Source organism: Rhizobium sp. 42MFCr.1 (assembly GCF_000377185.1).
Taxonomy (GTDB): Bacteria; Pseudomonadota; Alphaproteobacteria; order Rhizobiales; family Rhizobiaceae; genus Rhizobium; species Rhizobium altiplani.
In genome coordinates this window covers 39,467-52,192 of sequence record NZ_KB897821.1, presented here as the reverse complement: position 1 = coordinate 52,192, position 12,726 = coordinate 39,467, and the positions used below count along the sequence as shown (strand labels likewise).

The 12,726-nt window shown below is 61.2% G+C and carries 11 protein-coding genes; all 11 read left to right on the top strand.

Annotated elements, in window-relative coordinates; translation table 11 throughout:
* Nucleotides 1-17 precede the first annotated feature (17 nt).
* The 11 genes from zapE to lpdA all read left to right on the top strand — a co-directional run bounded on the left by zapE (nucleotide 18) and on the right by lpdA (nucleotide 12,675).
* Entirely contained in the window at nucleotides 18-1,181 is a 1,164-nt protein-coding gene (gene zapE, locus C934_RS0105755) for a cell division protein ZapE (protein ID WP_018855752.1), read from the top strand.
* 179 nt (nucleotides 1,182-1,360) lie between these two features.
* Entirely contained in the window at nucleotides 1,361-2,323 is a 963-nt protein-coding gene (gene mdh, locus C934_RS0105750; protein WP_018855751.1) for a malate dehydrogenase, read from the top strand.
* A gap of 40 nt (nucleotides 2,324-2,363) precedes the next feature.
* Nucleotides 2,364-3,557, top strand: coding sequence for an ADP-forming succinate--CoA ligase subunit beta (gene sucC / locus C934_RS0105745; protein WP_018855750.1), 1,194 nt, complete (start codon nucleotides 2,364-2,366; stop codon nucleotides 3,555-3,557).
* A gap of 18 nt (nucleotides 3,558-3,575) precedes the next feature.
* The gene (gene sucD / locus C934_RS0105740) at nucleotides 3,576-4,481 is read left to right on the top strand and encodes a succinate--CoA ligase subunit alpha (protein WP_018855749.1); all 906 of its coding nucleotides are present in this window, start codon (nucleotides 3,576-3,578) and stop codon (nucleotides 4,479-4,481) included.
* Between the two features lie 161 nt (nucleotides 4,482-4,642).
* Nucleotides 4,643-7,627, top strand: coding sequence for a 2-oxoglutarate dehydrogenase E1 component (locus tag C934_RS0105735; RefSeq protein WP_018855748.1), 2,985 nt, complete (start codon nucleotides 4,643-4,645; stop codon nucleotides 7,625-7,627).
* A gap of 12 nt (nucleotides 7,628-7,639) precedes the next feature.
* Complete coding sequence (locus C934_RS0105730; protein WP_026371591.1) at nucleotides 7,640-7,957, top strand: YciI family protein; 318 nt, start codon at nucleotides 7,640-7,642, stop codon at nucleotides 7,955-7,957.
* Between the two features lie 29 nt (nucleotides 7,958-7,986).
* Nucleotides 7,987-9,231, top strand: a complete 1,245-nt coding sequence (odhB, locus tag C934_RS0105725; protein ID WP_018855746.1) for a 2-oxoglutarate dehydrogenase complex dihydrolipoyllysine-residue succinyltransferase — start codon at nucleotides 7,987-7,989, stop codon at nucleotides 9,229-9,231.
* 51 nt (nucleotides 9,232-9,282) lie between these two features.
* Nucleotides 9,283-9,834 (top strand): hypothetical protein, encoded by a 552-nt coding sequence (locus tag C934_RS0105720; RefSeq protein ID WP_026371590.1) that lies wholly within the window; start codon nucleotides 9,283-9,285, stop codon nucleotides 9,832-9,834.
* A complete protein-coding gene (locus tag C934_RS0105715; protein WP_018855744.1) occupies nucleotides 9,831-10,583 on the top strand; it encodes an SDR family oxidoreductase in 753 nt (250 codons plus the stop codon). The genes C934_RS0105720 and C934_RS0105715 overlap by 4 nt, the downstream gene beginning before the upstream one ends.
* 20 nt (nucleotides 10,584-10,603) lie before the next feature.
* Nucleotides 10,604-11,242 carry a LysE family translocator gene (locus tag C934_RS0105710; RefSeq protein WP_018855743.1) on the top strand — a complete coding sequence of 213 codons (639 nt, stop codon included), beginning with the start codon at nucleotides 10,604-10,606 and terminating at the stop codon, nucleotides 11,240-11,242.
* Nucleotides 11,243-11,268: 26 nt separating this feature from the next.
* A complete protein-coding gene (gene lpdA, locus C934_RS0105705; protein ID WP_018855742.1) occupies nucleotides 11,269-12,675 on the top strand; it encodes a dihydrolipoyl dehydrogenase in 1,407 nt (468 codons plus the stop codon).
* Nucleotides 12,676-12,726 lie beyond the last annotated feature (51 nt).

The following is a 12,726-nucleotide window of genomic DNA, read 5'->3' as shown; positions in this document are numbered from 1 at the left end:
ATAGGCGGACCTCCTTTATGCAACCCATGCCAGACTACACCCTGAGCGTCAGTGAACAATTGAAGTCGCTGACGGCTTCGGGCGCGCTTCAAATCGATTCAGCCCAGATGCACGTGGCGAAATGCCTGGATCGGGTACTGTCGGGGTTGAAGCAGCGGCGGCCGGCGGCAAAGGCAAGCGCTCTCGGCTGGTTGTTCGCCAACAAGAAGAAGCCGGCGGAAGCAGTCAAGGGACTCTACATTCATGGCAGCGTCGGCCGCGGCAAGACGATGCTGATGGATATGTTCTTCGGCATGGCGCCTTGCGCGAAGAAGCGGCGCGCGCACTTCCACGAATTCATGGCCGACGTGCACAACCGCATCGCGGCACACCGGCTGAAGCTCAAGCAGGGCGAGACCAAGCAGGCCGATCCCATTCCGGTCGTTGCTGCTGCCCTCTATGACGAAGCCGAACTGCTGTGCTTCGATGAGTTTACCGTGACTGACATCGCCGACGCGATGATCCTGTCGCGGCTGTTTTCCGAACTTTTCCGGCGCGGGTGCCTGCTGGTCGCGACCTCCAATGTCGAGCCCAACAACCTCTACAAGGACGGCCTCAATCGGAGCTTGTTCCTGCCCTTCGTCGATCTCCTGAAGCAGAACGTCGAGATCGTGACACTGGACTCGCCGACTGACTACCGGATGGAGAAGCTCGACAGCCAGCCAGTCTATCTGACGCCGATCGATAACCGGACCGACATGGCCATGGATGCATCCTGGATGCAGGCGCTTCACGGCCGAAAGGCGCAGCCGCTGGAGATTCCGATGAAGGGGCGGTCGATCCACGTGCCGCTGGCAGTTGATCGGCTGGCGCGGTTTTCGTTCGCTGATCTCTGTGAAAAGCCGTTGGGTGCCGCGGACTTTCTGGCCATTGCCGAACGTTTCGACGCCATCTTCATCGATCACGTGCCGCTGCTGGCGCCAGACAAGCGAAACCAGATCAAGCGCTTCATCATCCTGATCGATACACTTTACGATCATGCGGTACGGCTCTATGTCTCCGCTGCGGCGATGCCTGAAAACTTGCTGACACAGGCGCGTGGTACCGAAGGCTTCGAATTCGATCGTACTGTCTCGCGACTTTTCGAAATGCGCAGTTTGGAATATCTTGCATTGCATCACGAGCGGCGGGCCGCGGAGTAACGTTCTGGCGACAAATAATCTTACGTTTACGTAAGAATTTTATGATCTAAACGATTGAAATTCCTTGCTCAAAAATAATCATTTGCCATTTTTTGGCTTTGGAGCTATGCGATTGCGGCATTGGGCGATGCCCCTCCGCGCGTCGCCTGACGAATTTTGATCGCAAAGGAAACAGCGAAATGGCGCGTAACAAGATCGCACTCATTGGTTCTGGCATGATTGGTGGCACGCTGGCGCATCTCGCCGGCCTGAAGGAACTGGGTGACATCGTTCTCTTCGATATCGCCGACGGCATTCCTCAGGGTAAGGGCCTCGACATCGCTCAGTCCTCTCCGGTCGAGGGCTTCGACGCCAACCTGACGGGCGCCAGCGACTATTCGGCGATCGAGGGTGCTGATGTCTGCATCGTCACCGCCGGTGTGCCGCGCAAGCCGGGCATGAGCCGCGACGACCTTCTCGGCATCAACCTCAAGGTCATGGAACAGGTCGGCGCCGGCATCAAGAAGTATGCCCCGAACGCTTTCGTCATCTGCATCACCAATCCGCTCGACGCGATGGTCTGGGCGCTGCAGAAGTTCTCCGGCCTTCCGGCCAACAAGGTCGTCGGTATGGCCGGCGTTCTCGACTCGTCGCGCTTCCGCCTGTTCCTGTCCCAGGAATTCAACGTTTCCGTACAGGACATCACGGCATTCGTTCTCGGCGGCCATGGCGACACGATGGTGCCGCTCGCCCGCTATTCGACGGTTGGCGGTATTCCGCTGACGGATCTCGTCACGATGGGTTGGGTCACCAAGGAACGCCTCGAAGAAATCATCCAGCGTACCCGTGACGGGGGTGCCGAAATCGTCGGCCTGCTGAAGACCGGCTCGGCCTACTATGCGCCGGCTGCTTCCGCGATCGAAATGGCCGAGTCCTACCTCAAGGACAAGAAGCGCGTCCTGCCTTGCGCAGCACAGCTGACTGGCCAGTACGGCGTCAAGGACATGTATGTCGGCGTTCCCACTGTTATCGGTGCCGGCGGCGTCGAGCGCGTCATCGAGATCGACCTCAACAAGGCCGAAAAGGAAGCCTTCGACAAGTCGGTCGCTGCTGTCGCCGGTCTTTGCGAAGCCTGCATCAACATTGCGCCTGCGCTGAAGTAATCAGACCGCGCGCTGACGCAATCCAAACAGGAATAGATCCATGAATATTCATGAATATCAGGCCAAGGCTCTGCTGAAGGGCTATGGCGCGCCGGTCGCAAAAGGTGTGGCGATCCTCAAGGTCGAGGAAGCCGAAGCTGCCGCCAAGTCGCTTCCGGGCCCGCTTTATGTGGTCAAGAGCCAGATCCATGCCGGCGGCCGCGGCAAGGGCAAGTTCAAGGAACTCGGCGCCGACGCCAAGGGCGGTGTTCGTCTCGCCAAGTCGATCGACGAAGTCGTTGCTCACGCCAAGGAAATGCTCGGCAACACGCTGGTAACGGCGCAGACGGGCGAAGCTGGCAAGCAGGTCAACCGCCTCTACATCGAAGACGGCGCCGATATTGCCCGCGAACTCTATTGCTCGCTGCTGGTCGACCGCTCGGTTGGCCGCGTTGCCTTCGTCGTCTCGACCGAAGGCGGCATGGACATCGAGGCTGTCGCTCACGATACGCCCGAGAAGATCCACACGATCGCTATCGATCCGGAAGCCGGCGTCACCGCGGCTGACGTTGCTGCGATCTCCAAGGCTCTCGAACTGACCGGCGCCGCCGCCGAAGACGCCAAGTCGCTGTTTCCGGCGCTCTACAAGGCATTCGGCGAGAAGGACATGGCTCTCCTCGAGGTCAACCCGCTGATCGTCATGAAGGATGGCCACCTGCGCGTTCTCGACGCCAAGATGTCATTCGACGGCAATGCGCTGTTCCGCCACGACGACGTCAAGGCGCTGCGCGACGAGACCGAGGAAGACGCCAAGGAAATCGAGGCCTCGAAGTGGGATCTCGCCTACGTAGCCCTCGACGGCAACATTGGCTGCATGGTCAACGGCGCCGGTCTCGCCATGGCGACGATGGACATCATCAAGCTCTACGGCAAGGAGCCGGCAAACTTCTGCGACGTCGGCGGTGGCGCCGGCAAGGAGAAGGTCGCTGCAGCCTTCAAGATCATTACGGCTGACCCGAAGGTCGAGGGCATCCTCGTCAACATCTTCGGCGGCATCATGCGTTGCGACGTCATCGCCGAAGGCGTTGTCGCAGCTGTGCAGGAAGTCGGTCTGAAGGTTCCGCTCGTCGTTCGCCTCGAAGGCACCAACGTCGAACTCGGCAAGAAAATCCTCAACGAGTCGGGTCTGGCGATTACGGCTGCCGACGATCTCGACGACGCGGCGAAGAAGATCGTCGCGGCGATCAAGGCCTAATCCGGAAGGACCGAAAGAATGTCTATTCTCGTCAACAAAGACACCAAGGTTCTCGTTCAGGGCCTGACCGGCAAGACCGGTACCTTCCACACCGAACAGGCGCTTGCTTACTACGGTACCAAGATGGTCGGCGGTATTCACCCGAAGAAGGGTGGCGAAACCTGGTCGTCGGGCGTCGACGGTACCTCGCTGCCGATCTTCGCAAGCGTTGCCGAAGCCAAGGAACGGACCGGCGCCGATGCGACCGTGATCTACGTCCCGCCGGCCGGTGCTGCTGATGCGATCATCGAGGCGATCGAGGCCGAAATCCCGTTCATCACCTGCATCACCGAGGGCATCCCGGTCATGGATATGGTGCGCGTCAAGGCCAAGCTCGACAAGTCGAAGTCACGCCTGCTCGGACCGAACTGCCCGGGCATCCTGACGCCGGAAGAGTGCAAGATCGGCATCATGCCGGGCTCGATCTTCCGCAAGGGTTCGGTCGGCATCGTTTCCCGTTCAGGCACGCTGACCTACGAAGCGGTGTTCCAGACATCCAACGAAGGCCTCGGCCAGACGACGGCTGTCGGTATCGGCGGCGACCCGGTCAAGGGCACCGAGTTCATCGACGTGCTGGAAATGTTCCTGGCCGATGAAGCCACGACCTCGATCATCATGATCGGCGAAATCGGCGGCTCGGCTGAAGAAGACGCGGCCCAGTTCCTGATCGACGAAGCCAACAAGGGCCGCAAGAAGCCGATGGCCGGATTCATCGCGGGCCGTACGGCTCCGAAGGGCCGCACCATGGGTCATGCCGGTGCTGTCGTTTCCGGCGGCAAGGGCGACGCGGAATCGAAGATCGCGGCCATGGAATCGGCTGGCATCAAGGTTTCGCCTTCGCCGGCGCGCCTCGGCAAGACGCTGGTTGAAGTCCTCAAGGGCTAATCCAATCTATAACCCGGGCAACGGTTTTCGCCGCTTGCCCGGGTCTCGACTTTGAAATGGAATGAGCCGCGGACAGGCGGCTATCGACAGATGCGGCAAGCCGGTCGAGTATCCGGCGGAATCACAAGTCAGGAGGCGGACGAAAGCGTCCGCGTGCAATCATGGCACGGCAAGAAGCCAACGAGCAGTTTCAGATTACCTCGTTCCTGGATGGCGCCAATGCTGCCTATATCGAGCAGCTCTATGCGCGCTATGAAGAAGACCCGAGCTCGGTCAACGAGGAATGGCGGTCCTTCTTCAAGGCTCTGGAAGACAATCCGGAAGATGTGAAAAAGGCGGCCAAGGGTGCATCCTGGCGCAAGACGAACTGGCCCCTGCAGCCGAAGAGCGATCTCGTTTCGGCGCTCGACGGCGATTGGGGCACTGTTGAAAAGATCATCGAGACCAAGGTCAAGGGCAAGGCGGAAGCATCAGGCAAGCCGACCGAAGGTGCCGACATCCTGCAGGCGACCCGCGACTCCGTCCGCGCCATCATGATGATCCGCGCCTATCGCATGCGCGGCCACCTGCATGCCAAGCTCGATCCGCTCGGGATCGCAGCACCCGTCGAAGACTACAAGGAACTGTCGCCCGAAGCTTACGGTTTCACGCAGGCCGACTATTCCCGCAAGATCTTCATCGACAACGTTCTCGGCCTCGAATACGCCACCCTTCCCGAGATGATCGAGATCCTCGAGCGCACCTACTGCTCGACCCTCGGCGTCGAATTCATGCATATTTCCAATCCGGAAGAAAAAGCCTGGATCCAGGAGCGCATCGAAGGTCCGGACAAGGGCGTTGCCTTCACCCCGGAAGGCAAGAAGGCGATCCTTGCCAAGCTGGTCGAGGCCGAAGGCTACGAGCAGTTCCTCGACGTGAAGTTCAAGGGCACCAAGCGCTTTGGTCTCGATGGTGGCGAATCGCTCATCCCGGCGCTGGAGCAGATCCTGAAGCGCGGCGGCCACCTCGGCCTTCGTGAAGCCGTGTTCGGTATGGCCCATCGCGGTCGTCTGAATGTGCTTTCGCAAGTCATGGGCAAGCCGCATCGCGCGATTTTCCACGAATTCAAGGGCGGTTCCTACGCGCCTGACGAAGTCGAAGGTTCCGGCGACGTCAAGTACCACCTCGGCGCCTCCTCCGACCGCGAGTTCGACGGCAACAAGGTCCACGTCTCGCTGACGGCCAATCCGTCGCACCTTGAAATCGTTGACCCCGTCGTCATGGGCAAGGCTCGCGCCAAGCAGGACATGGGCGCCACCGTCTGGGACGGCGATACCATTCCGCTGTCGGAGCGCGCCAAGGTTCTGCCGCTGCTGATCCACGGCGACGCGGCGTTTGCCGGCCAGGGCGTGATTGCCGAAATCCTCGGCCTGTCGGGCCTGCGCGGTCACCGCGTTGCCGGCACGATGCACGTCATCATCAACAACCAGATCGGCTTCACCACCAACCCGGCCTTCTCGCGTTCGTCGCCCTATCCGTCCGACGTCGCCAAGATGATCGAAGCGCCGATCTTCCACGTCAACGGCGACGATCCGGAAGCAGTTGTCTATGCTGCCAAGATCGCCATGGAATTCCGCATGAAGTTCCACAAGCCCGTTGTGGTCGACATGTTCTGCTATCGTCGCTACGGCCACAATGAAGGCGATGAGCCGTCCTTCACTCAGCCGAAGATGTACAAGGTCATCCGCGCCCACAAGACGGTGCTGCAGATCTATGCGGATCGCCTCGTTGCCGAAGGCCTGCTGACCGATGGCGACGTCGAGAAGATGAAGGCTGACTGGCGCGCGCATCTCGAGCAGGAGTTCGACGCCGGGCAGAGCTACAAGCCGAACAAGGCCGATTGGCTGGATGGCGAGTGGTCGGGCCTGCGCACGGCTGACAACGCCGACGAACAGCGCCGCGGCAAGACCGCCGTTCCGATGAAGACGCTCAAGGATATCGGCCGCAAGCTTTCGGAAATTCCGCAAGGCTTCCATGCACACCGCACGATCCAGCGCTTCATGGAAAACCGCGCCAACATGATCCAGACGGGCGAGAATCTCGACTGGGCGATGGCCGAGGCGCTTGCCTTCGGTTCGCTTGTTGTCGAAGGCCACAAGATCCGCCTTTCCGGTCAGGATTGCGAGCGCGGTACCTTCTCGCAGCGTCATTCGGTTCTCTACGATCAGGAGACGGAAGAGCGCTACATCCCGCTGGCGAACCTGTCGTCCAACCAGGCTCGCTACGAAGTCATCAACTCGATGCTTTCGGAAGAAGCGGTGCTCGGCTTCGAATACGGCTATTCGCTGGCTCGCCCGAATGCGCTGACCCTTTGGGAAGCCCAGTTCGGTGACTTCGCCAACGGTGCGCAGGTCGTCTTCGACCAGTTCGTCTCCTCGGGCGAACGCAAGTGGCTGCGCATGTCGGGTCTCGTCTGCCTGCTGCCGCATGGCTACGAAGGCCAGGGTCCGGAGCACTCCTCGGCCCGCCTCGAGCGCTTCCTGCAGCTTTGCGCCGAGGACAACATGCAGGTTGCCAACGTCACGACGCCGGCGAACTACTTCCACATCCTGCGCCGTCAGCTGAAGCGCGACTTCCGCAAGCCGCTCGTGCTGATGACGCCGAAGTCCCTGCTGCGTCACAAGCGGGCTGTTTCCAGCCTTGCCGAACTCGCTGGCGAGTCTTCCTTCCATCGCCTCCTCTGGGACGATGCGGAGGTCATCAAGGACGGCCCGATCAAACTGCAGAAGGATGCGAAGATCCGCCGCGTGGTCATGTGCACCGGCAAGGTCTACTACGACCTTCTGGAAGAGCGCGAAAAGCGCGGCATCGACGACATCTACCTGCTGCGCGTCGAACAGCTCTATCCGTTCCCGGCAAAGGCGCTCATCAACGAGCTTTCCCGCTTCCGGAACGCCGAGATGGTCTGGTGCCAGGAAGAGCCGAAGAACATGGGCGCATGGTCGTTCATCGACCCGTATCTGGAGTGGGTGCTCGCCCACATCGATGCGAAGTACCAGCGCGTCCGTTACACCGGCCGTCCGGCTGCCGCTTCGCCGGCAACGGGTCTGATGTCCAAGCATCTGTCGCAGCTCGCCGCATTCCTCGAGGATGCGCTGGGCGGTTAAGGGATCGGGGCGATGGCATATTTCTTCTTCAGACTTGTGCCGCCTCGCCCCCGTTTCCCCTACGACGCGACCGGGGAGGAAATGGCCGCGATGAAGCGCCATGCCGCCTACTGGCACCAGAACGCGGAACAGGGATCGGCGATCGCCGTCGGTCCCGTCTTCGAAGGTGAAGGAGGCTGGGGCATGGCAGTCGTCTCGGTGGAGGATCAGCAGGCAGCGCAAGCGCTTGCCGATGCCGATCCGATCATCCAGTCCGGTTACGGTTTTCGCTTCGACATATTGCCAATGCCCTCGATCATTCTCCGGCCGTCAGGAGCCGGAAACGAATAAACGAACACAAGCAAATCAGGATTTGAACAATGGCCACAGAAATCCGCGTTCCAACTCTCGGTGAATCCGTCAGCGAGGCAACCGTCGGTACCTGGTTCAAGAAGGTCGGCGATGCCATCAAGGCCGACGAACCGATTCTCGAGCTTGAAACCGACAAGGTGACCATCGAAGTGCCCGCACCGGCTTCCGGTACGCTGTCCGAGATTGTCGCCCAGGCTGGCGAAACCGTCGGTCTCGGCGCGCTGCTCGGCCAGATCGCCGCAGGCGCTGGTGCCGCCGCCGCCCCGGCTGCTGCTGCTCCCGCCGCCGCCCCGGCAAAGGTAGCCGAACCGGCTGTCGCTGCCGCCGCTGCTCCGGCAGCTGCTGCTTCCGCGATGCCGCCGGCACCGGCTGCCGCCAAGATGCTCGCCGAAAACAACCTGTCGGCCGATCAGATCGACGGCAGCGGCAAGCGTGGCCAGGTTCTGAAGGGCGACGTGATCGCTGCTGTTGCCAAGGGCATCTCCGCCCCGGCTGCCGCTGCCGCTCCTGCCGTTCCGGCTGCCGCCCGCGGCCCGTCGACTGTCGAGGATGCGGCTCGCGAAGAGCGCGTGAAGATGACGCGCCTGCGCCAGACGATCGCCAAGCGCCTGAAGGACGCACAGAACACGGCTGCCATGCTGACCACCTACAACGAGGTGGACATGAAGGCTGTCATGGACCTGCGCGCCAAGTACAAGGACGTCTTCGAAAAGAAGCATGGCGTGAAGCTCGGCTTCATGGGCTTCTTCACCAAGGCTATCACCCACGCGCTGAAGGAACTTCCGGCTGTTAACGCCGAGATCGACGGCACCGACATCATCTACAAGAACTTCTGCCACATCGGCATGGCCGTCGGCACGGACAAGGGCCTCGTCGTCCCTGTCATCCGCGACGCGGACCAGATGTCGATCGCTGAAGTCGAAAAGGAACTGGCGCGTCTCGCAAAGGCTGCGCGCGATGGCTCGCTCTCGATGGCCGACATGCAGGGCGGCACCTTCACGATCACCAATGGCGGCGTTTACGGCTCGCTGATGTCCTCGCCGATCCTGAACGCGCCGCAATCCGGCATCCTCGGCATGCATAAGATCCAGGACCGTCCGGTCGTCGTTGGCGGCCAGATCGTCATCCGTCCGATGATGTATCTCGCGCTCTCCTACGACCACCGTATCGTCGACGGCAAGGAAGCCGTGACCTTCCTCGTCCGCGTCAAGGAAAGCCTGGAAGATCCGGAGCGCCTGGTTCTCGATCTCTAAGCATTCGACTGGGCCGCGTGAGCGGCCCTTTCCACCTCAGCGGGGCGCGCAATGTCGCTGGCAATCTCCACAGGGCGTATGACCGGGATGCCTCCCTTTGCCAAGGGTAGGGTCTGGGCGTCGCTCGCGTTTTTGCTGGCGCTGCCTGCGACTGCTTTTGGTGCTCCCGATTGCACGCAGGCAAGTGCCGTCTATGCCGACCGCGACGGCGCCTACGAGCTTCGCTTTACGCCGATCAATTCGGAAGCAGCCGCTGCCAGAAACCGGTTCACGCTAAAGGTTCTCAAAACTTCGATCGAGCTGGACGGCTATGTGATGCCGTCCGACGATCCGGAACGCGCCGTCGGTATCCTGATGTTCAACTGCCCTGGCGGCGACGTGACGGGCGCCGATCTGGATGCCTGCACGATCTGGCGGGGCACGGTCTATAGCGTAAACGCCAAGGGCGAAATCGACAATCTGCAGTCCGAAGCCGCGGCAGCCACCGAGAATATCTTTCTGCCGGGTCTCGGCCCGGCGATCCGCCAATCGCAGATATGGGGCAACGACAAGGCGACGGTTGCGCCGTGGGATGTCCTGGCATTCGAGGAGTGCGCGAAATGACACAACGACCCGTCCTTCTCGTTACCGGCGGGAGCCGAGGCATCGGTGCGGCGGTCTGCCGTCTCGCTGCCCGCCAGGGCTGGGACGTCGCCGTGAACTACGCCGCGAACCGCGCCGCTGCCGATGCTATCGTCTCCGAGGTCAAGGCAGAGGGTGGCGACGCCATCGCCATCAAGGGCGATGTCGGCAGCGCGCAGGATATCGTTTCGATGTTTCAGGCCGTCGACAGGCATTTCGGACGGCTGGACGGGCTGGTCAACAATGCCGGCATCGTCGATGCCAAGCAGCGCGTCGACGAGATGAGCGTCGAGCGGCTTGAACGGATGATGCGTGTCAACGTGACCGGTTCGATCCTCTGCGCGGCCGAGGCCGTTCGCCGCATGTCGTCGAACCACGGCGGCAAGGGCGGGGCGATCGTCAACATTTCGTCAATGGCAGCGGTGCTGGGCTCGGCCTCGCAGTATGTCGACTACGCTGCCTCGAAGGCCGCGATCGATACGTTCACCGTGGGCCTGTCCCGCGAGGTGGCGAATGAGGGCGTGCGTGTGAACGCTATCCGTCCCGGCGTCATTGATACCGACATTCATGCATCCGGCGGCCTGCCGAACCGCGCACGCGACCTCGCACCGAGCATTCCGATGCAGCGGCCCGGCACGGCAGAGGAGATAGCCGATGCGGTCCTCTACCTTCTCTCGCCGACGGCTTCCTATATAACGGGCGCCATACTCAACGTCAGCGGCGGCCGTTAGGGCACGGAGACCATATCGCCATGCAATACTTCTTGGAATTTCTCGGCCTCATGGCCGTCTTTTCGATCTTCATCGTCGTACCGGGCGCCGACTTTGCGGTCATCCTGCGCCAGAGCATCGTGCACGGGCGCCGTGCCGCCATGATGACCGGCCTCGGCATGGGCTTCTCGCTGCTCTTTCACATCAGCTACACGATCCTCGGCCTTGGCCTGATCGTCTCCAAATCGCTGATGCTGTTTGCCATGATCAAATGGGCCGGCGTCGCCTATCTCGTCTACCTCGGCATCAAGTCCTTCCGCGAGCCGGGCTTCAACGTGAATGAGATCGAGGTGACGGACGAAGACCGCGCGCCGATCTCGGCGCTGAAATGCCTCGGCATGGGCTTCATCACCAACGCGCTCAATCCGAAGCCGGTCCTGTTCTTCCTGTCCCTCTTCTCGACGCTGGTGCATCACGATACCCCGGCGCTGATCCAGTTCAGCTACGGCATCGGAATGGCCACCGCACTCGTCGCCTGGTTCGCCGGCGTCTCCACTTTCTTCACCGTAAAGCCCATTCGCGACCGCTTCATCGCAAGCGGCAGATGGTTCAACCGTATCACCGGCGCCGCACTGGTCGGCTTCGGTTTCCGCCTCGCGCTCGCCCGCGCGGCTGACTAAGCAAATAACGAAAAGGAAAAGAAACAATGTCCTACGATGTGATCGTTATCGGAACCGGCCCTGGCGGCTACGTCGCTGCCATCAAGGCAGCCCAGCTCGGCCTCAAGGTCGCTGTCGTTGAAAAGCGCGCAACGTTCGGCGGCACGTGCCTGAACGTCGGCTGCATCCCGTCCAAGGCGCTGCTGCATGCCTCCGAAATGTTCCATCAGGCTGGCCACGGCATGGACGCGCTCGGCATCGAGGTCGCTGCTCCGAAGCTGAACCTCGGAAAGATGCTGGCGCACAAGGATGCGACGGTAAAGGCCAACGTCGATGGCGTTGCCTTCCTCTTCAAGAAGAACAAGATCGATGCATTCCAGGGGACCGGCAAGATCGTATCGGCTGGCAAGGTTTCCGTGACTGCCGAAGACGGCAAGGTCCAGGAAATCGAAGGCAAGAACATTGTCATCGCGACCGGCTCCGACGTGGCAGGCATTCCGGGCGTGAAGGTCGATCTCGACGAGAAGGTGATCATTTCCTCAACGGGCGCGATCGCGCTTGAGAAGGTGCCGGAAACGATGATCGTCGTCGGTGGTGGCGTCATCGGTCTCGAGCTCGGTTCCGTCTGGTTGCGCCTCGGCGCCAAGGTCACCGTCGTCGAATATCTCGACACGATTCTCGGCGGCATGGATGGCGAAGTCTCCAAACAGTTCCAGCGCATGCTCGCCAAGCAGGGTGTCACCATCAACCTTAGCTCCAAGGTGACGGGCGTTGAGAAGGGCGGCAAGGGTGCCAAGGTTACCTTCGAGCCGGTCAAGGGTGGCGATGCACAGACGCTCGACGCCGAAGTCGTTCTGATCGCGACTGGCCGCACGCCATACATAGCCGGCCTCGGTCTGGAAGAAGCAGGCGTTAAGCTCGACAATCGTGGCCGCGTCGAGATCGACGGACACTTCCGTACCAACGTGCCTGGTATCTACGCGATCGGCGACGTGGTGAAGGGTCCGATGCTGGCTCACAAGGCTGAAGACGAAGGCGTGGCGCTCGCCGAAATCCTCGCCGGTCAACATGGCCATGTGAATTATGACGTCATCCCGAGCGTCGTCTACACGCAGCCGGAAGTCGCCTCCGTTGGCAAGACCGAGGAAGAGCTGAAGGCGGCAGGCATCGCCTACAAGGTCGGCAAGTTCCCCTTCACCGCGAACGGCCGAGCCCGCGCGATGCTGGCGACCGACGGTTTCGTGAAGATCCTCTCCGACAAGGAAACGGACCGCGTCCTCGGCGGCCATATCGTCGGCTTCGGCGCCGGCGAGATGATCCACGAGATCGCCGTTCTGATGGAGTTTGGTGGTTCCGCGGAAGATCTCGGCCGCACCTGCCACGCGCACCCGACCATGTCGGAAGCGGTTAAGGAAGCGGCTCTCGCCGCCTTCTTCAAGCCGATCCATATGTAATATTAAATTTTCGCAATATGGGATGGGCCGCTTGCTTCACAGCAGGCGGCC